Source organism: Rhodoferax sp. LS1P39, assembly GCF_056521425.1.
The window spans coordinates 37826-60883 of the sequence record NZ_JBWMAV010000003.1 but is presented as its reverse complement, the minus strand read 5'-3'; the positions used below and the strand labels follow the sequence as shown (position 1 = coordinate 60883).

The 23058-nt window shown below is 62.6% G+C and carries 23 protein-coding genes and 1 tRNA gene; 11 read left to right on the top strand and 13 right to left on the bottom strand.

Annotated elements, in window-relative coordinates; all coding sequences use genetic code 11:
- Positions 1-11: 11 nt before the first annotated feature.
- The 9 genes from AC097O_RS07165 (at position 12) to AC097O_RS07125 (ending at position 6263) form a co-directional block, all read left to right on the top strand.
- On the top strand, positions 12-1019 hold the full coding sequence (locus tag AC097O_RS07165; RefSeq protein WP_479592157.1) for a class 1 fructose-bisphosphatase: 1008 nt from the start codon (positions 12-14) through the stop codon (positions 1017-1019).
- 14 nt (positions 1020-1033) lie between these two features.
- A tRNA-Thr gene (locus tag AC097O_RS07160) sits at positions 1034-1109 on the top strand.
- A 241-nt stretch (positions 1110-1350) separates the two neighbouring features.
- A complete protein-coding gene (gene rpmB, locus AC097O_RS07155) occupies positions 1351-1584 on the top strand; it encodes a 50S ribosomal protein L28 (protein WP_295958977.1) in 234 nt (77 codons plus the stop codon).
- 11 nt (positions 1585-1595) lie between these two features.
- Entirely contained in the window at positions 1596-1766 is a 171-nt protein-coding gene (gene rpmG, locus AC097O_RS07150; protein WP_076198758.1) for a 50S ribosomal protein L33, read from the top strand.
- Between the two features lie 115 nt (positions 1767-1881).
- The gene (locus tag AC097O_RS07145; protein ID WP_479592156.1) at positions 1882-2736 is read left to right on the top strand and encodes a 3',5'-nucleoside bisphosphate phosphatase; all 855 of its coding nucleotides are present in this window, start codon (positions 1882-1884) and stop codon (positions 2734-2736) included.
- The gene (locus tag AC097O_RS07140) at positions 2733-3623 is read left to right on the top strand and encodes a DMT family transporter (RefSeq protein WP_479592155.1); all 891 of its coding nucleotides are present in this window, start codon (positions 2733-2735) and stop codon (positions 3621-3623) included. The genes AC097O_RS07145 and AC097O_RS07140 overlap by 4 nt, the downstream gene beginning before the upstream one ends.
- Positions 3624-3635: 12 nt before the next feature.
- Complete coding sequence (locus AC097O_RS07135) at positions 3636-4271, top strand: L-threonylcarbamoyladenylate synthase (protein WP_479592154.1); 636 nt, start codon at positions 3636-3638, stop codon at positions 4269-4271.
- A gap of 18 nt (positions 4272-4289) precedes the next feature.
- A complete protein-coding gene (locus tag AC097O_RS07130; RefSeq protein ID WP_479592153.1) occupies positions 4290-4958 on the top strand; it encodes a site-2 protease family protein in 669 nt (222 codons plus the stop codon).
- 6 nt (positions 4959-4964) lie between these two features.
- On the top strand, positions 4965-6263 hold the full coding sequence (locus AC097O_RS07125; RefSeq protein WP_479592152.1) for a tryptophan--tRNA ligase: 1299 nt from the start codon (positions 4965-4967) through the stop codon (positions 6261-6263).
- A 112-nt stretch (positions 6264-6375) separates the two neighbouring features.
- Here the strand turns inward: AC097O_RS07125 and AC097O_RS07120 are convergent, their stop codons facing one another.
- From AC097O_RS07120 to AC097O_RS07095, 6 genes are all read right to left on the bottom strand, one after another.
- Positions 6376-7170: an SDR family oxidoreductase gene (locus AC097O_RS07120; RefSeq protein WP_479592151.1), complete on the bottom strand. Its 795-nt coding sequence runs from the start codon at positions 7168-7170 to the stop codon at positions 6376-6378.
- Positions 7171-7232: 62 nt separating this feature from the next.
- Positions 7233-8849 (bottom strand): hypothetical protein, encoded by a 1617-nt coding sequence (locus AC097O_RS07115; protein WP_479592150.1) that lies wholly within the window; start codon positions 8847-8849, stop codon positions 7233-7235.
- A 64-nt stretch (positions 8850-8913) separates the two neighbouring features.
- Positions 8914-9813: a DMT family transporter gene (locus AC097O_RS07110; RefSeq protein WP_479592149.1), complete on the bottom strand. Its 900-nt coding sequence runs from the start codon at positions 9811-9813 to the stop codon at positions 8914-8916.
- A gap of 145 nt (positions 9814-9958) precedes the next feature.
- Positions 9959-11470 carry a tripartite tricarboxylate transporter permease gene (locus AC097O_RS07105; RefSeq protein WP_479592148.1) on the bottom strand — a complete coding sequence of 504 codons (1512 nt, stop codon included), beginning with the start codon at positions 11468-11470 and terminating at the stop codon, positions 9959-9961.
- A 9-nt stretch (positions 11471-11479) separates the two neighbouring features.
- On the bottom strand, positions 11480-11968 hold the full coding sequence (locus AC097O_RS07100; protein WP_479592147.1) for a tripartite tricarboxylate transporter TctB family protein: 489 nt from the start codon (positions 11966-11968) through the stop codon (positions 11480-11482).
- A 174-nt stretch (positions 11969-12142) separates the two neighbouring features.
- Positions 12143-13102: a Bug family tripartite tricarboxylate transporter substrate binding protein gene (locus AC097O_RS07095; protein WP_479592146.1), complete on the bottom strand. Its 960-nt coding sequence runs from the start codon at positions 13100-13102 to the stop codon at positions 12143-12145.
- Positions 13103-13316: 214 nt separating this feature from the next.
- Between AC097O_RS07095 and AC097O_RS07090 the strand changes: the two genes are divergently transcribed.
- Positions 13317-14663 (top strand): class-II fumarase/aspartase family protein, encoded by a 1347-nt coding sequence (locus AC097O_RS07090; RefSeq protein WP_479592145.1) that lies wholly within the window; start codon positions 13317-13319, stop codon positions 14661-14663.
- Here the strand turns inward: AC097O_RS07090 and AC097O_RS07085 are convergent.
- On the bottom strand, positions 14644-15741 hold the full coding sequence (locus AC097O_RS07085; RefSeq protein ID WP_479592144.1) for a GntR family transcriptional regulator: 1098 nt from the start codon (positions 15739-15741) through the stop codon (positions 14644-14646). The two genes, AC097O_RS07090 and AC097O_RS07085, sit on opposite strands and share 20 nt — an antisense overlap.
- A gap of 72 nt (positions 15742-15813) precedes the next feature.
- Here AC097O_RS07085 and AC097O_RS07080 point away from each other — a divergent pair, with 72 nt between their 5' ends.
- Complete coding sequence (locus tag AC097O_RS07080) at positions 15814-16782, top strand: bifunctional helix-turn-helix transcriptional regulator/GNAT family N-acetyltransferase (protein WP_479592143.1); 969 nt, start codon at positions 15814-15816, stop codon at positions 16780-16782.
- Between the two features lie 5 nt (positions 16783-16787).
- Here the strand turns inward: AC097O_RS07080 and tfpB are convergent, their stop codons facing one another.
- The 6 genes from tfpB to AC097O_RS07050 form a co-directional block, all read right to left on the bottom strand.
- On the bottom strand, positions 16788-18551 hold the full coding sequence (gene tfpB / locus AC097O_RS07075; protein ID WP_479592142.1) for a type IV pilus assembly ATPase TfpB: 1764 nt from the start codon (positions 18549-18551) through the stop codon (positions 16788-16790).
- Positions 18552-18554: 3 nt separating this feature from the next.
- The gene (locus tag AC097O_RS07070) at positions 18555-19328 is read right to left on the bottom strand and encodes a class I SAM-dependent methyltransferase (protein ID WP_479592141.1); all 774 of its coding nucleotides are present in this window, start codon (positions 19326-19328) and stop codon (positions 18555-18557) included.
- Positions 19318-19836, bottom strand: coding sequence for a DNA-deoxyinosine glycosylase (locus tag AC097O_RS07065; protein WP_479592140.1), 519 nt, complete (start codon positions 19834-19836; stop codon positions 19318-19320). The genes AC097O_RS07070 and AC097O_RS07065 overlap by 11 nt, the downstream gene beginning before the upstream one ends.
- A complete protein-coding gene (locus AC097O_RS07060; RefSeq protein ID WP_479592139.1) occupies positions 19833-20684 on the bottom strand; it encodes a TatD family hydrolase in 852 nt (283 codons plus the stop codon). Before AC097O_RS07060 ends, AC097O_RS07065 begins: the two co-directional genes overlap by 4 nt.
- 18 nt (positions 20685-20702) lie before the next feature.
- Positions 20703-22079 (bottom strand): GNAT family N-acetyltransferase, encoded by a 1377-nt coding sequence (locus AC097O_RS07055; protein WP_479592138.1) that lies wholly within the window; start codon positions 22077-22079, stop codon positions 20703-20705.
- 321 nt (positions 22080-22400) lie between these two features.
- Entirely contained in the window at positions 22401-23051 is a 651-nt protein-coding gene (locus AC097O_RS07050; protein ID WP_479592137.1) for a TVP38/TMEM64 family protein, read from the bottom strand.
- Positions 23052-23058: the final 7 nt, after the last annotated feature.

The window sequence follows — 23058 nt, the reverse complement described above, 5'->3', positions numbered from 1 at the left end:
TAAGGAATCCCATGTCGCAACACATCTCTCTCACCCGCTACCTGGTTGAACAGCAACGCGTGGACGGGCTGATCCCGTCGCAGCTGCGCCTGCTGATCGAAGTCGTGGCCCGCGCCTGCAAAGGCATCAGCCACGCCGTCAACAAAGGCGCGCTCGGCGGCGTGCTGGGCTCGGCCGAATCGGAAAACGTGCAGGGCGAAATCCAGAAAAAGCTGGACATCATCGCCAACGAAGTACTCATCGAAGCCAACGAATGGGGCGGCCACCTGGCAGCCATGGCCTCGGAAGAAATGGAAGAAATCCACGCCGTGCCCAACGGCTACCCACAGGGCGAATACCTGCTGCTCTTCGACCCCCTGGACGGCTCCAGCAACATCGACGTGAACGTCAGCATCGGCACCATCTTCAGCGTGCTGAAAAAGCCCAAGGGCGATGAAGCCGTGGTCGAGCAAGACTTCTTCCAGCCCGGCAAGAACCAGGTCGCCGCAGGCTACTGCCTCTACGGCCCGCAAACCACGCTGGTGCTGACGGTGGGCAACGGTGTCGCCATGTTCACCCTGGACCGCGAACAGGGCTCGTTCTTCCTGACCCACGAAAACGTCCAGATCCCGGCAGACACGCAAGAATTTGCCATCAACATGAGCAATATGCGCCACTGGGACGCGCCAGTGAAACGCTACATCGATGACTGCCTGCAAGGCGCGGAAGGCCCGCGCGGCAAAGACTTCAACATGCGCTGGATTGCCAGCATGGTTACCGACGTGCACCGCATCTTGACGCGCGGCGGCATCTTCCTCTACCCCTGGGACAAGCGCGAGCCCGGCAAGCCCGGCAAGCTGCGCCTGATGTACGAAGCCAACCCCATGGGCTGGCTGGTCGAGCAGGCCGGTGGTGCCGCCAGCACCGGCACCCAGCGCATCCTCGACATCGTGCCGCAAAAGCTCCACGAGCGCGTGAGCGTGGTGCTGGGCTCCAAAAATGAAGTCGCCCAGGCAGAGGCCTATTTCGGCAAGCTATAATTCGAGGCTAATGTGCCGGTGTAGCTCAGTCGGTAGAGCAGCTCATTCGTAATGAGAAGGTCGGGTGTTCGATTCATCTCTCCGGCACCACATACCCAAAAGCCCGCTGCTGTCAAAAGCAGCGGGCTTTTTCATGTCTATGGTCCATCTAACGTCTAAATTAGATATAAGGCTATAATCGCGGGCTTTACTGAATTTTGTTGCTCGTCAAAAAGCGGCACGGCTCGGTAAATTACATTACCGCCACCTTCATGGATGGCGAGGTGCGGCTTCTGCCGTTAATTGGCTGGGATGGCTTGTCTGCTGCCCCGGCTCTGATTGGAGTGTCCTCATGGCACGCGTATGCGAAGTAACGGGCAAAGGCCCGATGACGGGGAACAATGTCTCCCACGCCAACAACAAAACCAAACGTCGGTTCCTGCCGAACCTGCAATACCGCCGCTTCTGGGTCGAAACAGAAAACCGTTGGATCCGCTTGCGCATCTCCAACGCCGGTCTGCGTTTGATCGACAAAAACGGTATCGACTCTGTGCTCGCCGATCTGCGCGCACGTGGCCAAGCATAAGGAGCTGAATCATGGCAACCAAAGGCGGACGCGAAAAAATCAAGCTGGAATCTACAGCCGGAACTGGTCACTTCTACACCACGACCAAAAACAAGAAAACCATGCCCGAGAAAATGTTGATCAGCAAGTTTGATCCCAAAGCTCGCAAGCATGTGGACTACAAAGAAATCAAGCTGAAGTAATTCAGACGGGTCTTTGTACCCTCCAAAAAACCCGCCCTCATCCGGCGGGTTTTTTTATGCGCGGCCGAATGGCCACCCAGGGGCAGGGAAAACCCATACCGCCTAAAATCGATCCGTGACCTCCATACTCAACGCCGACCTCCATTGCCACTCGGTCGTCTCCGACGGCACGCTCACTCCCGAACAACTCGCGGCCCGCGCCAGCGCCAACGGCGTCGAGCTGTGGGCCCTGACCGACCACGACGAGGTGGGCGGCCAGCAGCGTGCCGCCGCAGCCGCCAAGGCCCATGGCATGAAGTACCTGACCGGGGCCGAGATTTCGGTGACCTTTGCGCGTGAAACCGTGCACATCGTCGGGCTGGGTTTTGATGCTGACAGCCCGCTGATGCGCCAGGGCCTGCTGGCCACGCGCAATGGCCGGGGGCCGCGCGCCATGGAAATGGCGGCGGGCCTGGCGGCTGTGGGCATTCCCAACGCTTTTGAGGGCGCGCTCAAGTTCGTTGGTAACCCCGAGCTGATTTCGCGTACCCATTTCGCCCGCTTTCTGGTGGAGTCGGGTGCCTGCACCGACACCTACGAGGTGTTTCGCAAATACCTCACCGAAGGCAAACCCGGCTATGTACCGCACCGCTGGGCGGCGCTGAAGGATGCTGTCAGCTGGATCACCCAGACCGGCGGCATCGCCGTGATTGCCCACCCAGGCCGCTACAAATTTACCGCCAATGAAGAGTACGCGCTGTTCAGCGAATTCAAGGCCCACGGCGGCCAGGGCGTAGAGGTGGTCACCGGCAGCCACACGGTGGCCGAATACACCGAATACGCCGACGTGGCCCGTGAATTCGGCCTGGCCGCCTCGCGCGGCAGCGACTTCCACAGCCCACTGGAAAGCCACACCGACCTGGGCACCCTGCCCTACCTGCCAGGCGATCTCACACCCGTGTGGGAACTGCTGGCGGACCGCATCCAGTGAGCCGCCCCGGCTCTGCGCTGGCCGGCATTGCGCTGGTGGTAGCGGCGGTGGCGTGTTTTGCCGTGCTGGACACCACCACCAAATGGACCACCGCCAGCGTGCCCTTGCTGATGGCGCTGTGGTTCCGCTACGCCTTCCAGGCCGTGGTGACCAGCGCCACCATGCTGCCCCTGCGCGGGCAGGCCCTGTTGCGCACTGCCCACCCCAAATTTCAGCTTCTGCGCGGCGTGCTGCTGCTATTGACCAGCGTGTTTGCGTTTCTGAGCCTGAAATTCATGCCGGTCGGCGAGTTCACCGCCATCGTGATGATCACCCCGCTGGTCATTACCCTGATAGCCGCAGTGCTGGGCGAGCGCGTGTCGGGCCTGCGCTGGATGCTGGTGGCGGGCGGCTTTGTGGGCACGATGGTGATCATCCGGCCCGGCGGCGACACCTTTGCCTGGGCCATGCTGCTGCCGCTGGCGGTGGTGGCCTGCAATGCCTGGTTCCAGGTGCTGACCAGCCGCCTGGCCCGCACCGAAGACCCCTTGACCATGCATTTCTACACCGGCTGGATTGGCACCCTGGTGGCCTCGCTGGCCGTGCCCTTCTTTTGGGAAACCATCACCGACTGGCATTTGTGGCTAGGTATGGTGGTGATGGGCGTAACCGCCAGCGTGGGCCACCTGCTGCTGATCCTGGCCTACACCCGCAGCCCGGCGGCCACGCTGATGCCGTTTTTGTATGTGCAGATCGGCTTTGCCATGCTGGGCGGCTGGCTGGTGTTTGACCACGTGCCCGACCTGTGGGCCACGCTGGGCATCATTTTGGTGGCCGTGTGCGGTGCCGCCGGGGCCTGGCTCACGGTGCGGGAAAGCCGCATCACCGTGCTACCCACCGAATCTTAAAATCACAACCCTATGGCCCAGCACTTCGAAATCCACCCCGACAACCCGCAGATCCGCCTGCTCAAGCAAACCGTGGCCCTGCTGGGCCAGGGCAAACTGGTGGCGGTGCCCACCGACTCCAGCTACGCGCTGGTGTGCCACCTGGACGACAAGGCCGCCGCGGACCTGCTGCGCCGCACCCGCGGTGTGGACGACAAGCACCACCTGACCCTGCTGTGCCGCGACCTCAGCGAGCTGGCCAACTACGCACGGGTAGACAACAAGCAATACCGCCTGCTCAAGGCCGCCACGCCCGGCCCCTACACCTTCATTCTGGAAGCCAGCAAGGAAGTGCCGCGCCGCCTGAGCCACCCCTCGCGCAAGACCATCGGCCTGCGCGTGCCCGACCACAAAACCCTGCAGGCCCTGCTGGAGTTGCACGGTGCGCCGCTGCTGGCCACCACGCTGATTCCGCCGGGCGAGACCGAGCCGCTGAACGACGCGCACGCCATCCGCGACCTGTTCGAACACCAGATTGCCGCCGTACTGGATGCCGGTGCCTGCCCGCTGGAGCCCACCACCGTGATCGACCTGACCGAGATGGGCACTGGCGGCGACCCGGTGCTGGTCCGCCAAGGGCGCGGTGACCTGGCCGCCATCGGCCTGTAATTTTTTAAAGAAAACCCCGTGGATATTGCCAACCTGATCCAGACCGTCATGGTCTACGCCCTGCCCGTGCTGTTTGCCATCACGGCACACGAAGCCGCCCACGGCTATGTGGCCCGCTACTTTGGCGACAACACCGCCGCGCGGCTGGGCCGCATCACCCTCAACCCGGTGTCGCACATCGACCCGGTCGGCACCATCCTGATGCCGCTGATGCTGTACTTCGCCACCTCGGGCACCTTTCTGTTTGGCTACGCCAAGCCGGTGCCGGTCAACTTTGGCAACCTGCGCAACCCCAAGCGCGACATGGTGTGGGTGGCCTTGGCGGGCCCGGGGGCCAATCTGATCCAGGCCTTTTTGTGGGGCGTGCTGATGTATCTGCTGGTGGCCACCGGCACTACCGAACCGTTTTTCCTGAAGATGTGCAAGGCGGGCATGCTGGTCAATGTGGTGATGTTCGCCTTCAACCTGTTCCCGCTGCCGCCACTGGACGGGGGCCGCATTCTGGTGGGGCTGCTGCCCTACCGCCAGGCGGTACTGGTGTCGCGCATCGAGCCCTGGGGCTTTTTCATCGTCATGGGCCTGGTGATTGCGGGCATCGTCAGCACGCTGTGGATGCAGCCGGTGATGGGCCTGACCTTTGGCCTGCTGGAGATTTTGCTGAGCCCGCTGTCCTTCCTGATCCGCTAATTGTTTATGACTACCTCCCCTGAGATCACCCGCGTCCTGACCGGCATCACCACCTCCGGCACACCCCATTTGGGCAACTACGTGGGCTCCATCCGCCCGTCGGTGCGCGCCAGCCTGGCCACCGGTGTCGAGAGCTTCTACTTTCTGGCCGACTACCACGCGCTGATCAAGACCGACGACCCGGCGCGCATCCAGCGTTCCACCCTGGAGATTGCCGCCAGCTGGCTGGCCGCCGGACTGGACCCGAACCGCGTGGCTTTCTACCGCCAGTCCGACATCCCCGAGATCCCCGAGCTCACCTGGCTGCTGACCTGCATGACGGCCAAGGGCCTGCTCAACCGCGCCCATGCCTACAAGGCCTCGGTGGACAAGAACGTTGCTGCCCAGGCCGACCCCGATGCCGAGATCAACGCCGGGCTGTTCATGTACCCGGTGCTGATGGCCGCCGACATCGTGATGTTCAACGCGCACAAGGTGCCGGTGGGCCGTGACCAGATCCAGCACATCGAGATGGCCCGCGACATCGCCCAGCGCTTCAACCACGCCTACAAGGGTGACTACTTTGTGCTGCCCGAGGCGCTGATCGAAGAGTCGGTGGCCACCCTGCCCGGCCTGGATGGCCGCAAGATGAGCAAGAGCTACGACAACACGATTCCGCTGTTCGCACCGCGTGCCGAGCTGCGCAAGCTGATTGCCAGCATCGTGACCGACTCGCGCGCCCCTGGCGAAGCCAAGGACACCGAGAGCTCGGCCCTGTTCGAGATCTACCAGGCCTTCGCCAGCGAAGCAGAAACCGCCACCCTGCGCCAGGCCTATGCCGACGGCATCGCCTGGGGCGATGCCAAGCAGGTGCTGTTCGAGCGCATCGACCAGGAAGTCGCCCCGATGCGCGAGGCCTACCAGCGCTACATGGACAACCCCGGCGAGGTGGAAACCATTCTGCGTGCCGGTGCCGCCAAGGCCCGCCAGACGGCCACCCCGTTCATCGCCCAACTGCGCCACGCCGTGGGCCTGCGCGACCTGAACGCCCAGGCCACGCAAAAAACTGCCAAGGTAACCAAGGCAGCTCTGCCCAGCTTCAAGCAGTACCGCGAGGCCGACGGGCTATTCCACTTCAAGCTGGTGGATGCCCAGGGCCGCTTGTTACTGCTGAGTGCCGGGTTTGCCGCACCCAAAGACGCAGGCACGGCCATCCGCCAGTTGCAGGCGGAAGGCACAGCCGCCCTGGGTAGCTTGCAACCCGCCGACGGTGTCAGCCTGGACGAGGTGGCCGAGGCTTTGGAGGCGCTGCGCAATCCCGTATAAGCCTAGCTCCTATTTTTGACATCAAAAACAGGAGCTTCTCACGCCCATTCCATAAGCACGGAATGCCATTTTCAGGGTCAAAAAAAGGCCCTGAAACTGGAAAACTGCGTATTCAAAAAGTCCCGGGATAAGCGCCACCATCGGCCAGCACGTTCTGCCCGGTGATGTAGCCGGCATGTGCGCTGCACAAAAAGGCGCAGATGGCCCCGAACTCATCGGGCGTGCCAAATCGCTTTGCCGGAATGGCCTGGCGGCGCGCATCGGCCAGCACCTCCACGCTTTGCCCGGTCTTGACCGCTGCGCCTTGCATGTTGCCGCGCAGGCGGTCGGTGTCAAAAGCACCGGGCAGCAGGTTGTTGATGGTCACGCCCTGCCCGGCCAGCGGGCTGCGCGCCACCCCGGCCACAAAACCCGTCAGCCCGCTGCGCGCGCCGTTGCTCAGGCCCAGCACATCGATGGGCGACTTCACCGCGCTGCTGGTGATGTTGACGATGCGCCCAAAGCCGCGCGCCGCCATGCCATCCACCGTGGCCTTGATGAGCTCGATGGGGGTCAGCATGTTGGCATCCACCGCCTTGATCCAGGTGTCGCGGTCCCAGCTGCGGAAATCGCCGGTGGGCGGACCACCCGCGTTGGTGACCACGATGTCGAAGTCGGAGCGGATGGCAAACACCGCCGCCCGGCCCTCGGGCGTGGTGATATCTGCGGCACAAAATAGCACGCTCACGCCCATTCCATCAGCGTAATCAGCTATTAATTGCGTAGTAGCAGCCTCCAGCACGGCGGCACCGCGCGCGACGATCAGCACGTTCACCCCCTCGCGCACCAGCGCCTGCGCACAGCCCAGCCCCAGGCCCTTGCTGGCCCCGCACACCAGGGCCCAGCGGCCCGCGATTCCCAAATCCATCATGTTTCCTTTGCGCGGGCGCTACGGTGGCCCGCACCAAGGATCATAGGTGGTGCTCGGGATCAGGGCTTTAGCCAACTGCTCAAGCCCATCTCGAAGTCGTTAAATTTTTTCTGGCAGGCGGCTATCTCTTCCGTGTTGGCCTTTGTCTCGCACTGCTTTTTCAGGGCAGACAAGCTGTCCGCCTGCCGCATCGTAGGACCGCTGCAATGGGTGATCGGGGTAGTGGGCACCACCACGGAGTGGAAGGCACTGGTCACATAGTTGTCCAAAGTGGTGCGCATGGAGATGACACGCGCGTAATTCTTTTGCGTCAAAAATTGGTTCTCTATGGACTTGTAATGCTCGCCATCGGAAGCAAAACTAAAGCGGTCTACCGTCACCAGCGGCTTTTCCATCAAGCCCGAATTCGATGCGCTGAGCGACAGGCTAGAGGCATGCTGCACCTCCAACTTAATCTGGGCCAATCGACTCACCACGCTGCCCGCCCCGGCCAAGGGCTGAAGTGCGGTGAGCAGCTGGTCGATGCGTACCTGTATCTGGCGAGATCGCTGCTCGCTGCGGTCTTCCGTCCACTCCAGATACTGGGCCAGCAACTGATAGGTAGTGATGTATTGCTTCTTGGCCGCGATAGCGGTGTCCATGCCGGTACGAGGGGAGGATGGCTTGTAGTCCACCAATGCGTCACTTTTTGAATCCCATTGTTTGCAATTCGCCCCATTTGCCTTGCAGGCGCGCCATAAGAAATCATCGCCAACCACCAGGGTCAGTACGCGGGGATTGCCCAACAACAGGAAACCGTTTTGTCGGTCCTCGCTCTGGCTGCGAAAGCCTGCCACATCGGCCACGCCCACGGCAGTCACCTTTTTATCGGCCAGTGCCCAGCGGGATACCAAGAGGCCTGGCGTATTCAGTGCCGTATCCAACTTATATTGGGCCTTGGCTTGGTCTGCTACCAACGCCACCAGTTGGACATTCCCATTCTTGATGCTGTCCTCCACATCCTTGGCATCTTTCAATCCACGGGGATCGGGCCATGCCGACAAAATCGATTTTTGGTAGTTGGCAGCAAACGCGCTCGCCTGTTCGCTGGCGGCCTTGGCTGTAGCCGCTGCCGTGGTGGCGGTAGCCAAGGCGGCGCTGTCTGCCCCCTGCTTCGCAGTCGTGGCGATGGCATCTGCTTGCTTGGAGGCTTCGGCGGCTTGGGTCGATTCGCTGTAGGATTGTCCCAACATGGCCAGAATGCCCTGGTGCGCCACCACTTCGGCGATCTCTGCAGACAAAGCAGACACCTCACCCAAAGCCGCGCGTGCATCGACGACAGTCTTGGCTTTCAAATCGGTGTTGGTGTAGTCCACCGTGGCGACAAATGAGCAGTCTGGCGAAAGGCGCAAGGCCAAGTTATCGGGCAAACGGTCGCGGGACAACCTCAACTTGGGAAGCAAAGGGGGATCGGGGTCGGTGCTCGCCAAGCCCACCACATCGGCCGCTCCTTGCCCAGTGATGCTGTACGAACGGCGGTGTTGCAGGTTATTAAACCAAGAGCCGGCATCCACCTGCTCCTCCGTGCCTAACTGGCTCAGACCTAGTGAAATAGCTTTGCGCTCAGTTGCGCAGCCTATCAGGGCCATTACGGCCATGGGAACGGCAAGGTAACGAAAAACAAAACGGGTTTGCATGCGATTCTCCGGTGGTGGAATGCCGCCAGATTAGCCACGCGCGCCCGCACCCGCATCCCCTAAACTAGGGAGAAGCCTGCCGTCCAGAGCGCGTAAAAACATAAATCCCAGCCACCACCAGCACCGTACCCGCAGCCACCCAGGCCGTAAACGGTTCGCCCAAAATCACCACGCCCATCAAAATGGTGGACAGCGGCCCCACCATGCCCACCTGCGCGGTCAAACCCGAGCCCAGGCGCTCGATGGCCATCATCACCATCAGCACCGGGGCGGCAGTGCAGGCGGTGGCGTTCAGCACCGACAGCCATAGCACTTCGGGCGCGACATGGGCTGCCGACATGGGGCGCAGCAGCACAAACTGCAACAGGCACAGCAAACACGCCACGGTGGTCGCCAGGCCCACCAGGCGCAACGAGCCCAGGCGCTGCACCATCTGCCCGCTGTACACCAGGTAGATGGCGTAGCTGATGGCGCTGCCGAACACCAGTGCCGCGCCCAGGCCGGCGTTCGCACCCTGCAAATTGATTTCGTGGCCAAACACCAGCACCACACCGCAATAGCACACGGCCATGCCCAGGGCCTGGGTGCGGGTGATGGATTTGCGGTACAGCACCCAGCCCAGCAGCACCACCAGGGTGGGGTTCAGGTACAGGATGAGCCGCTCCAGCGAGGCACTGATGTAGCCCAAACCCGCAAAGTCCAGAAAACTGGCCAGGTAGTAGCCGGTAAAGCCCAGGCCCAGCACGCCCCACCAATCCTTGGCAGTCAACGGCGGCTTGCCCCGGCTGGCCCACCAGGCCATCACCGCAAAGATGGGCAGCGCAAACAGCATGCGGTACATGATGAGCGTGACCGCATCCACCCCAAAACGGTAGGCCAGCTTGACGATGATGGCTTTGCCGCTGAAGGCGACGGAGCCGATGAGGGCGAGCAGTAAGCCGGATGCTCTGTTTTTTGTAGCCACTGGTGCCGATGTAATAAGCGTGAGAGGCCCATTTTAGGTACAACGACGGTGCCGCCGCATAGCCAATGGCGATGCCCCTGCTGCCCAAAAAAAACGGCACCCTAAGGTGCCGCTTGTGTGCCGTTTTTGGTAAGTGGGAGCGACTTCAGTCTTCCACAAACGCTTCTTCGCGCTTGCTCTTCACCGCAGGCAGCAGCACGATGATGATCATCAGGGCCGCCACCGCCAACAGGCTGGCCGACAGGCCACGGGTGACAAACACGCTCCAGTCGCCACGCGACAACAGCAGTGCGCGGCGCAAGTTTTCCTCCATCATCGGGCCCAGAATCAAGCCCAGCAACAGCGGTGCAGGCTCGCAACCCAGCTTGTTGAACAAATAGCCCAGGAAGCCAAAGCCCGCCACCAGCCAGATGTCAAAGGTGTTGTTGTTGGTGGAGTACACGCCAATCGCGCAGAACAGCACGATGGACGGGAACAGAAAGCGGTAAGGCACCGACAGCAGCTTGATCCACATGCCGATCAGCGGCAGGTTCAAGATCACCAGCATCAGATTGCCGATCCACATCGAGGCAATCAGCCCCCAGAACAGCTCGGGGTTGCTGGTCATTACCTGCGGGCCGGGCTGGATGTTGTGGATGGTCATGGCACCCACCATCAGCGCCATCACGGCGTTGGGCGGAATGCCCAGCGTCAGCAGCGGAATGAACGAGGTTTGCGCACCGGCGTTGTTGGCCGACTCGGGGCCCGCCACACCACGGATATTGCCCTTGCCGAAAGCCACTTCACCGGGCTTCATCTTCATCTTCTTTTCCAGCGCGTAGCTGGCAAACGAGGCCAGCAAGGCACCGCCACCGGGCAAGATGCCCAGGGCCGAACCCAGCGTAGTGCCGCGCAGCATGGCGGGCAGCATGTCCTTGAAGTCCTGCTTGGTGGGGAACATGCCGCTGATCTTGGCGGTGAACACCTCGCGGTCATCCTCGGGCTGGGCCAGGTTGCTGATGATTTCGCCGTAGCCGAACACACCCATGGCGATGGCCACAAAGCCCAGGCCGTCGGTCAGTTCAGGAATGTCGAAGCTGAAGCGGGCCACGCCCGAGTTCACGTCGGTACCCACCAGGCCGATCAACAGGCCCAGCAAAATCATGGCCACCGCCTTGAGCAGCGAGCCCGAAGCCAGCACCACCGCACCGATCAGGCCCAAGACCATCAGCGAGAAGTATTCGGCCGGGCCGAACTTGAAGGCGATTTCGGTCAGCGGAGGTGCAAAGGCCGCCAGAATCAGCGTACCCACCGAACCCGCGAAGAACGAGCCAATACCCGCAGCCGCCAACGCCGGCCCCGCTCGGCCCTGTCGGGCCATCTGGTACCCGTCAATCGCCGTGACCACCGAGGACGACTCCCCCGGTAGATTCACCAAAATAGCGGTGGTGGAGCCACCGTACTGCGCACCGTAGTAGATACCGGCCAGCATGATCAGCGCCGACACCGGCGGCAAGGCATACGTGGCAGGCAACAGCATGGCGATGGTGGCCACCGGGCCAATGCCGGGCAGCACGCCAATCAAGGTGCCCAAAATACAACCCACCAACGCATACATCAGGTTGATGGGGGTGAACGCAACGCCGAAGCCGAGCGACAAATTAGCTAGCAAATCCATGGAAACCTCTTAACCTGTGATGAACGTGGGCCAGACCTGGATCTGCAGCTTGAGCAGCAAGATGAAGGCGAGGTAGCTGCCGATGGCCAGCGCGGTGGCCAGAATCAGCACGTCGCGCAGCACAAACTTTTCGCCCGCCTTGGCGGCAATCAGCGTCAGCGCGTAGATGGCGATGATCAAGCCCATGGCGGGCACGCCGACACTGGGCAAGCCACCCAGCAGCACGCCAAATGCCAGATTGGCACCCAGGATGAAGAACACCGGACGCCAGGCCCATTTGCCGATCTTGTCGCCGCTCTCGGTCTCGGTGACCAGCGCCTTGAAGGTGATGATGGCACCCAAAATCGCCATCACCACGCCCAGCACCAGCGGAAAGTAGCCCGGCCCCATGCGGGCACCGGTGCCTACGGTGTAGGTGGTGGCCCCCCACGCAAACGCCACACCCACACCCATGAACATGAGCCCCGAAAAGAAGTCTTTCTGACTTTTAATTAACACGTACTGTCCTCCCAAAAAAGTTACACGCCAGAAACAAAAATACCTGTGGCGCGATTATGGTTGTACGACGTGCCGTGGCTTGTGCGGGTTGACCCTAGGGTAAACGTGAGGGAAACTACATAGCTGTTATTCCAGCGGCGGCGTGGTAGAGGGCATCTCGGTCGCGCGCGCGCCTCAGTCCACCGTGATTTTTCCGCTGGTCACGATGTCTCGGTACAACACAGCTTGCGGCTTGATGAAGGCGCGAAACTCCTGTCCGGCCAGGGGGGCAGCGGTCACACCGGCCTCCGCGAGCTTGGTCCGCACCTCGGGCTGTGCCACGGCTTCAAGCAAAGCCTTTTCCAACACCGCCAAGGTGGCGGCAGGGGTGCCCGCCTTGACGAACAGACCCTGCCACAGCGGCAGCGACATGCCGTTGAAGCCCTCTTCCTCGCCAATGCGTTTCACATTGGGCAGTTGCGGCGCGCGGATGGTGTCGGAAATCGACAGCGCCTTGATCTTGCCTTCTTTGAGAAACGGCATCGCCGTGGACAGCACCAGCACCGCGCTATCGACCTGGCCACCGACCAGGTCGTTGGCAATCTGGGCACCACCCCGGTAGGGTACGTGCAGCATCTCGATCTTGGCCTGCTTGTTGATCAGCGAACCAAAAACATGCTGCATCGTGCCCACACCCGGTGTGGCGTAGTTGAAGCTTTCTTTGCCGCGCTTGCGCAAGGCACCGAGCAAATCGGCCAGGGTAGCGAAGGGTGCCTGGGTGGGCACTGCAAAGACCATCGGCACCGTCGTCATGCGACCGATGGGCTGCAGGTCTTTTTCCCAGTCGAGCTTGACCTTCGGGTTGACCATGGGCACGACCACCGTGTCGGTACCGCCCATGTAGACGATGCTGCCGTCGGTAGGTCCGTTGAGCAGCTTTTGCACCGCAATCATGCCGCTGCCGCCCACCACGTTCTCGACGATCACGGTGCGCCCCAGGCGTTTGGACAGCTCGGTTCCCACCACCCGTGCCACAAAGTCGGCGCTACCTCCCGCCGAATAACCCACCACCAGAGAAATGGGCTTGTCCGATTGCGCAAAGCCGGTACCGCACAGGCATGCACCTGCGGCGAGTGCGAGCAACTTATTCAACATCCTGCGTTCCATGGCGAGTCCTTTTTGCTATGGGTGTGTACCAGCACCATTCACTGATGCCTCAAGTATATTCAGGACAAATACAATTGATACAATAAATATTGTAAGTACAAACCCTAAAATCCCATAAAATACATATAAAACAATGGTTTTACAGCATGCACATAAATACAATATGTATCAACCTAGTCCTTCATCCCCACAGGAGCTCTCCATGCAGATCGGTATGTTTGAATCGTTCATCACGGGCCATTGGTTCAGCAGCTATGCCAAGCGCATCTGGAGCGATGTCGCCACCCTGCAGGCCTGGCTGGATGTGGAAGCGGCACTCGCCCAGGCCCAGGCCGAGCTGGGCATCATCCCTGCCGCCGCTGCGCAGACCATTGCCGAGAAGGCCGATGCCAGCCTGTTCGATGTGCCCCGCCTGGCGCGCGACATTGCGTTTGCACAGCATCCCCTGGTGCCCGTGCTGCACCAGTTCGAAGCCCTGTGCGGCGAACCCGCTGCGGGCTTCATCCACTGGGGGGCCACCACCCAGAACATCTTCGATACCGCCAATGCGCTGCAGATGCTGGAGACGCACCGCCTGCTGATCGGCCACCTGGATGCCGCCATCGCCGCATTCGGCACGCTGGCGCTAGAACACCAGGCCACCGTGATGCCCGGCCGCACCCACGGACAACACGCCCTGCCCATGACCTTTGGCTTCAAACTGGCAGGCTGGATCGACGAGCTGGACCGGGACCGCAGCCGCCTGCAGCAGCGCCTGGCCCCGTCCTTCGTGGCCTGCCTGGGGGGCGCGATTGGCACGTTCGCCGCCATGGGCAGCGCAGGCCGTGCCGTTGAATCGAAGTTGGCGGCACAACTGGGCCTGCAACCCGCCGGGCTACCGATGCGGGGATCCTACGACCGCGCCAGCGACTACACCAGCGCGCTGGGCCTGCTGGCAGGCACGGTGCAAAAAATGGCCCAAGACATTGTCTTCATGCAGCGCACCGAGATTGGCGAAGTGGCCGAAGCTTTCCATATGGGCAAGGTGGGCAGCTCGACGATGGCGCAAAAACGCAACCCGGCGACCGCGCTGCTGCTGATCAGCCTCAGCCGCATGCTGCGCGCACGTGTACCCACCGCGCTGGAAGCCATGGTGCGCATGGACGAGGGCGACTCTTCGTCGTCCAACGTTACCGATACGCTGCTGCCCGAGATCGCCATCATCGCCACCTCGGTGGCCGAAACGCTCAGCCGCCTGGCGCAAGGCCTGGTTGTCTATCCCGAAGCCATGCGCAGAAACCTGGAGCTCACCAACGGCCTGATCGCCTCGGAGGCCGCGATGATGCGCCTGACCCAGTCGATGGGGCGGCACGAAGCCCACCACCTGCTGTACGAGGCCGCGCAGCGCGCCCAATCCGACAGCCTGCCCTTCCTGACCTGCATTGCCGAGCATCCGCTGTTCCGCCAGCACGGCCTGCCACCCGACCTGGCGCAAAGCCTGGTGGCCAGCAACTACGTGGGCGCGTCAGTGGCCATCACGGTCGATACCGTCAAGCGGGTGATGGCATAGCCACAGACTGCCCCGCCCGGCGGGTGACGGGAATCAACTTCACGCCATAGGGCAGCGCGGGGTTGGCCCACCGTGCCTGGATGGCCTGGTACAGCGCGTCGATCTGGTCCGCAACGCTGCAGCCCAGCGTGTCAAAGAAGTCGGCGTGCTCGCTGGCCAGATCGGTACGCCCCAGCAACACCACGCTCAATGCCGAAGGAACGTCCACCCCGATGTCCGCCAACAGGCGGCGAAGCTGGCCGCCGTCCTCGATACCCCATACCACCAAGGCGGTAAACGGCAGCCGCCCGGCAGCGTCCAGGCTGGCCTTCAGCTGCGCCACGAGTGCAGCGGCGTAGTTTTCGTCTGGCAACTGCGGCAGGCTGATGGCCTGCAGCACGGTGCCGGGCAAGGCGGCTTGCAGGGCATCAAAGCGCCGCCGCCCCAACTGGGTCGCCAGAAACGGGTGCGAGGTGCAGGCATAGGCGATGCGGCTATGGCCTTGCTGCTGCAGCAAGCCAACCGCCTGCGCCAAGGGCTCGCCCCATTCCATCCCCACGGCCTCCACGTCTGCGCCCACCAGCGCCGCGCCATCCACTGCCACCACCTCGCTTTTCTCCCGCAAAGCGGCCAGCAACGCGATGGTGATAGTTTTGAAAGACGACTGCACCACACAAGCATCAAAGCGCGGCAAACCCCGCAAGACCGTGAGCGCATGCGCCGGGTCGGTGTAAGAAACCCCCAGCACCCGGTCGCCATCGGCGGTAAAGCGGTTCTGCAAGCCCTCCACCAAGACACGGCCACGGGCCAGATTCACCGAACGGCGCAACAGCAGCACCGAGCGCCCCGCAGGCGAACGCGAGGCGGCATGGGCCACCACCGTGCCCGTAGGCTCCCCGGCAGCCAAAAAGTACGTCCCCCGGCCCACCTGCGCGTCAATCAAGCCCCGGGTTTTGAGGTTCTGGAATGCGCGTTGCACCACCATTTGCGAGACACCAAAGCGGCGCATCAGATCGCGTATCGGTGGCAGCCGGTCGCCGGGGCGGGCAGCGCGGGCCAGGGTGTCGAGAAACTGTTCCAGATCAGATGTAGTGTGCATACGCACACAATACAACACATTGCACCGCCACCCAACTAGTTGTACGATGCAACCTTTTTTGATGGCCTCAACATGTCTGGCATCCATCCTTCCCTGGTCGATGCGGTGCGCATCGCATCCCGCAAGATGGTGCGCGAACTGGGCTTTATGCAGTCCACACTGGCGGCCACGGACTACCCGCCGTCGGCAGTCCACGCGATTCTGGAAATCGGCAGGCAGCAGTCGCTCACAGCCGCCCAGCTTGCCGACATCCTGAACCTCGACAAATCCAGCGTCAGCCGCATGGTGCGCAAGCTGGTGGAGGCAAACGAGGTGCAGGAAAGTGCCAGCGGAGCCGATGGCCGCGCCAAGACACTGACGCTGACCCCGCAAGGCCAGCGCACCTGGGCGGCGGTAGAGGCCTTTGGCAAGCAGCAGGTGGCCGCCGCCCTGGCCCCCTTGGCCAAGGCGCAACACAGCGTGGTGCGCGATGGGCTGGCCGCTTATGCCCAGGCGCTGGAGGCCCTGCGCCTGGGCCACCCGACCAGCACTGCGGCGCAGACCCGCATTGAGCGCGGATACCAGCCCGGCGTGATCGGACGGGTAGCGCAGATGCATGCAAGCTACTATGCCCGCAACTTCGGCTTCGGCCAGTTTTTCGAGAGCCAAGTGGCTACCGGCTTGGCCGAATTCACCGCCCGGCTGGACCGGCCCTGCAACGCGCTGTGGACGGCCATGCAGGACGGTCACATCGTGGGCTCGATTGCCATCGACGGCGAAGGCCTGGGCGGCGACATGGCCCACCTGCGCTGGTTCATCGTGGACGAGAGCTTGCGGGGGTCGGGCGTGGGCCACGCACTATTGCAGCAGGCCCTGGCGTTCTGTGACCAGCAGGAGCGCGCAGAGGTGCACCTTTGGACCTTCCAGGGGCTGGATGCCGCCCGCCGCCTGTACGAAAGCCTGGGCTTTGTCCTGGCGCAAGAAGAACCCGGCAGCCAATGGGGCCAGGAAGTGGTGGAGCAGCGCTTCGTCCGGCTACGGGAAGCGACACCGACCGTGTAACGGCATTACTCCAGCGGCGGCGTGGTGGACAGCACCTCGTCCAGCGTGGTCAGCCCCTCGGCCACGCGCAGCGCACCGGCCAGGCGCAGCGGGCGCATGCCGTCGGCCACGGCCTGGCGGCGCAGCGCGTCGATGCTGGGGCTTTGGTTGACCAGGCCCTTGAAGGCCTCGGTCACGCTGAGCAGCTCGTACACGCCCATGCGGCCCATGAAGCCGGTCATGCGGCAGTCCACGCAGCCTACGGGCTTGTAAGGCGTGTACCCGGCATTGATCTTCCAGGGCTTGATGGCAGCCCCCAGGGTCTCTCGGGCCAGGGCCTCGTCGGGGGCGCGGCAGGATTTGCACAGGGTGCGCACCAGGCGCTGGGCCAGCACGCCCAGCACGGTGGCGTTGAGCAGGTAGGCGGGCACGCCCAGCTCCATCAGCCGGGTGAGGGCCGAGGGCGCATCGTTGGTGTGCAGGGTAGAAAACACCAGGTGGCCGGTCAGCGCGGCCTGGATGGCCATCTCGGCCGTGGCCAGGTCGCGGATTTCGCCCACCATGATGATGTCCGGGTCTTGCCGCATCAGGGCACGCAGGCCTTCGGTGAAGCCAAAGTCGAGCTGGGGCTGCACCTGGGTCTGGTTGAAACTGGGCTCGATCATTTCGATCGGGTCTTCCACCGTGCTGACGTTCACCTCTTCGGTGGCCACGCGCTTCAGGGTGGAGTACAGCGTGGTGGTCTTGCCCGAGCCGGTAGGACCAGTCACCAGAATGATGCCGTGCGGGCGCTTCACCAGCGCCTCCCAGCGCTGGGCGTCGTGCGGGGTGAAGCCCAGCGCGTCCAGGTCTTTCACGGCGGTGTCGGGGTCAAAAATGCGCATCACCATCTTCTCGCCAAACGCCGTGGGCAGGGTGGACAGGCGCATTTCCACCTCATCGCCGCGCGGGTTGCGGGTTTTGATGCGGCCATCCAGCGGGCGGCGCTTTTCCACCACGTCCATGCGGCCCAGCAGCTTGATGCGGGCCACCATGGCATTCATCACGCTCATGGGCATTTGGTACACCGGGTGCAACACGCCGTCGATGCGGAAGCGGATCACGCCCTGCTCGCGGCGCGGCTCCAGGTGGATGTCGCTGGCGCGCTGGTTGAAGGCGTACTGCCACAGCCAGTCCACCACCTGCACGACACCCTGGTCGTTGGCATCGAGCTGCTTGGCGGTCTTGCCTAGCTCCACCAGCTGTTCAAAGCTGCCCGCGCCGATGTTGCCACCGGCCTTTTGCACCGCCTTGACCGACTTGGCCAGAGCGTAAAACTCGGCCGTGAACTTGTGGATTTCCAGCGGGCTGGCCACCACCCGGCGCACCGTGCGGCGCGACTGGCGCTCCACCTCGGCCACCCAGTCGGTCAAAAACGGCTCGCTGGTGGCCACCACCACCTCGGCCGTGGTGACCTGCACCGGCAGCACCTTGTGGCGCTCGGCGTACACCGCGCTCATGGTGTCGGCCACCTTGCCCACCTCCACCTTCAGCGGGTCGATGCGCAGGTACTGCAGCCCGGCGCGCCCTGCAAGCCACTGGGTCAGCAGCTCGATGTCCAGCGGCTTGCCGTCGCGGGCGCGCAGCATGGCCACGCTGGCCAGGCGCACCAGGGCGGGCTGGGCGCTTTCGGCCTGCGAACAGCGTGCGATGGTGCGCTGCTGCTCGCTGGGGGCGATTACGCCGTCTTCGGCCAGCCAGCCGACCAGCAAACGCCAATGGACCGGGCCTTGGTAGGTTGTGTTTGACACGTTTTAAGCGACTACGGGTTTAAAAACTTTCAGCCATTTTGCGGCGGGCAGGCCCCACCGCGTTTGGATCACATCGGCGCGCTCCACCAGGTCTTCGCGGCTAGGCCGGGTGGCATTGCGCTGGGCCAGCACCACGGTGTTGCCCTCGCGCGTGGGTTTGAAGGCCCACACCGCGTCGGCCCCGAAGGCGGCGGTGATCTTTTCCACGCTGGCCGGGTAGCTGCTGGATTCGCCGAACAGATTGACGGTCATGCAGCCCTCTTCGGTGAGCAGCTTGCGGCAGTCGGCGTAGAAGTCGGCGCTGTCCAGCACGGGGGCTGCGGCGTCTTCGTCGTACAAGTCCACCTGCAGCGCGTCCACGGTACCTGCCCAATCGGTGTTCTGGATTTTCAGGGCCGCGTCGCCCAGCACGATGTGCAGGCGCTCGTCGTCGGGCGGCAGCTTGAACCAGAAGCGGCAGGCCGAGACGACTTGCGGGTTCAGCTCTACCGCGGTGGTGTTCATGCGCAGCTTCTTGCGGCAAAACTTGGTGAGCGCCGCCGCGCCCAGGCCGAGCTGCATGGCATGGCGCTTGGCCACGCTGCTGGGCGGCACAAACAGCAGCCAGGCCATCATGCGCTGCACGTACTCCAGCTCGATCTCATAGGGCGTGTCCAGCAGCATCGAGCCTTGGACCCACTCGGTGCCCAGGTGCAGGGTGCGCACGTCGCCGTAGTCGCAAAAATTGACTTCGGGCAGGGCGGAAGAAGTTGCACTTGCAACAGATTTACGGGCCATTAATTTCAATCAATCCAAATTGTTCAAAAACGTCGCGCCAGGCGGCCAGCTTGCGCTCAAAGCTCCAGCTGGCATTCGCCGGGCTGGTGGATGGCAGGCGCACGGTGGGCAGGCCCAAATTTTCTAGCTGCCTTGTGTGGCGAAAACTCTCGGCCCCATTGTGCGCGACGGCCCGCAGTTGCGGGCAGCGCTGGCGCAGGGAGGCGAAGTCGTTGACCTCGGCGTTGCGGATCTGGCTATCCAGGCTGCCCTGGCGCTCGCAACTGGCGTATACGTCCCACAGGCCTACGCCGTGTGACAGCATCCAATTGCTCTTTTTTTCATAGCTACTCGTGCTCATGGGATCAGCACGGGGGGCATAAATCGCTTGCAAGATACGCCAGAACTGGTTTTGCGGATGGCCGTAGTACTGCTGCGCCGCGAGCGAGGCCGCGCCCGGAAAGCTGCCCAGCACCAGCAGCCGTGTATCAGGCATCACCAGCGGCGGCAGACCGACAAGCCGGGTCATGGCAGCAAGGCTTTCAAACGCGGCAAGGCGGCCAATGCATTGGCGGTGGTGGCCGCTTCGACCACGGCCACATCCACCCCACGCAGCCCGGCCAGCACCGCACCGATGCGCGGCAGCTCCAGCGGCGAGTTGATACCCTGCGGCTGGCCCGCCGCGCGCTGGGCGGCAGTGGTGTACAGCCACTGGGGCGGAATGTCGGGCGCGTCGGTTTCCAGCACCAAGGCTTCCAGCGGCAGGCTGGCGGCCAGGCGGCGCAACTGGTTGGCGGCCTCAAAAGTCATGGCTCCGCCAAAGCCCAGTTTCAAACCCATGTCGATACAGGCTTGTGCTTGCTGCGGGCTGCCATTGAAGGCGTGGGCAATGCCGCACCACGTACCGCCCGGCCCGGCTACGGCACGCAGGTGTTTCAGCACATGGTCGGCGCTGCGGCGCACGTGCAGGATCACCGGCAGGCCGTGCTTTTTGGCCAGCTTGAGCTGGGCGCGGTAAAAAAACTGTTGCCGCGCCAGCAAAGCGGGCTCTTGCAGTGCGGGCACAAAGTAGTCCAGCCCGATCTCGCCCACGGCCACCAGGCGCGGGTCGCCACGGTGGGCGGTCAGCGCGGCATCCAGCAGGTCCAGGTCGCCGTCCTGGCTGCGGGCCACGAACAGCGGGTGGATGCCCAGCGCGTAGGCATCTTGGGTCTGGTGGGCCAACCTGCGCACCGTGTCGAAGTTGGCCGCCATCACCCCTTGCAGCACGCACAGCGCTACATTTTCAATAGCTGCTCGTGCTCTAAGGATAAGCGCCAGAGCATGATTTTCTTTAAATTCTGGGGCATCCAGATGGCAGTGCGTGTCGATCCACATGGGGACCGACTGTACCCCTCAGCGCACGGGCCGGGTGTCTTCGAATTCCGGCCGCGCCAGATCGTCCGGCACAGTGGTGGCATCGAAGTCTTGGTGGCCGGGCAGAAACAGGCTGGCGTTGTCCAGGTCCTTGGCGGTAACACCCGACTGCAGCGCCGCCACAAACTTGCGCCAAGCAAGGTCGGGCGAGGCCAGCTTGAAGCCGTAATAGTGGTAGTCGCCATGCGACTCCCCCCGCACCGCAATCACCTGCAGGGTCGATGCCTCGGCGCTGCCCAGCTGGATTCGGACGCTCGACCACATATTCAGCGGCACTTCGCCCTTGGCATGGGCCTGGAAGCCATCGTCGGACAACTCGACCAGTTGCAGCGCCATGGTCTGCGTACCCACGGTCAGCGTGCCACGGCACTTCAGTGAGTAGCGCCGGTGTTGGCGGATGTCTTGCGGCGATGCGGCGGACCCGGCCACCGGGGGCAGCACCGCCTGGTAATGGGGCATGTCGTAGATGGAGGCCAGCAGCAGCTTTTCGCGGTCGGACAAATGGGCGAACACCTGGGTCCGCTGGTTGAAGAAATAGTCCAGCATCTCGGGCGTCATCACCGGGTCATTGGTGGTGAAGTACCGGCGGGTGGGCAAAACAATATTTTTGAGCTTGGTTTTGACAAAATAAAAATACAGGTTTTTGCGCTTGGGCTTACCCCCGTATATTTTTTTGAACAGCTTCGGTGCCTGCAGCAAATTCAGCGTCGCCCCCACGGCCGGTGCGCCATTGGCAAAGTCGTAGTTTTGCACGGTATTTTTTTGCAGGCGCTTGAAGAACAGCAGCGACTCGTACATCTCGATCCGGTCGGGGTTCACCGCAATCACCAGGTGGTAGGTGTCGAAGAAGGTGGTGCTGTACTGGTACATGAACTTCATCAGCGGAAACAGGATGGAGCCGCCGCTTTTGCGGAACCGGGGGTGCACCGCCAGGGCCGATATCTCGGCAATCTTGCCTTTCTCGGCATGGATTTCGTTCAGATCAAACACCGTCTGCATGGGAAAGCCAAAACTGCTCTCCCGGATCAGCGAAATGGTGCCCACCACCTCGCCGTCGAATTTGGCGCACAGGGTGGTGGTGGTCGGCAGCGCGTGGTAGACCGTAGCCCGCAGCCCCGACGGATCGGGCTGCATGAAGCCGCTGCCCACATAGGCATCGTGCAGCAGCTTGAAGCAGGCTTCCAGTTCGTCCTGGGTATCGGCAATTTTCAACTCCAGCCGTGCGTCAGGATTCGGGTCGCATTCGACAAACGACCGGTAAATGGAAAATCGAATGGGGCGGGGTAAAAAGGAAAAGGCCTTGCGCAGACCATGGCGGATGATTTTGGGAGTGCGGGGCGCGCGCGGATGCTTCATGGAGACGGATTTATTTATTATTAATATGTTATATATTTTTTAAATCAAAAAATCATTCGCCATAAATACATAAACAATACATAGTAAACAAAAAATAACAGCCTATTAAAGAATTATGAATAGCCAGTCCGGGCGGATGCGCCCACGGACCACGGCATCGGGTTCAGGGGCCTGGGCGGCCATCTGCGGGATACGAAAAAGGCCGTCAACGCCGCCCTGGGGGCGGCGCAATGCAGTGGGGCATTACACCGCAGACTGGTGGTAACCCCGTTTTCCAGACCGATAAGGGCCCTGCCGCCCGCGCCAAGCCCAGGTCTGGCCTTAGCGCAAATACTTCCGCGCCGCCCAGCCCCCCACGGCGACCAGTGCCAGCAGGCCCAGCACAATGGCCACCGCCAGCGGGCCGGGCTGGCGGAAGGCGGCCACGATCTGCTCCACAAAAAATGCCATGATCACCGTGCCCGGGGCCATGCCCAGCGCGGTGCCCAGCACCATGTCACGCAGGCGGATATGCGAGGCCCCGGCGACCATGTTGACGATGGCAAACGGCGCAATCGGCACCACCCGCACCGCAATCACTGCCAGCAGGCCGCGTTCGGCCAGGCGGCGGCTGACGGTGTTGACCCGCTCACCACCCAGCTTTTGCAGCACCGGGTTGCCCAGCAGATGCCCCAGGCCGTAGCTGGCCATGGCCCCCAGCAATGCCCCGCCGAAGGTGGTGGCCATGCCCATCCAGGGCCCAAAGGCCACCAGGGCCACCAGGGTCAAAAAGCCCAGCGGCACCACCAGCACACTGGCCACCGCAAAGCCCAGAATCGCGGCGACGGGTCCGAAGGATGCCCCCAGCTCCCGCAGCGTAGCGACGATGCGGTCGGCATCCAGCCACTGGCGCAGCGGCGAAGCGCTCCAGGCCACGGCCAGGCCTACCAGCGCGGCCACCACCAGCACCAGGCCGACGACGCGCCAACGCATGGACGCA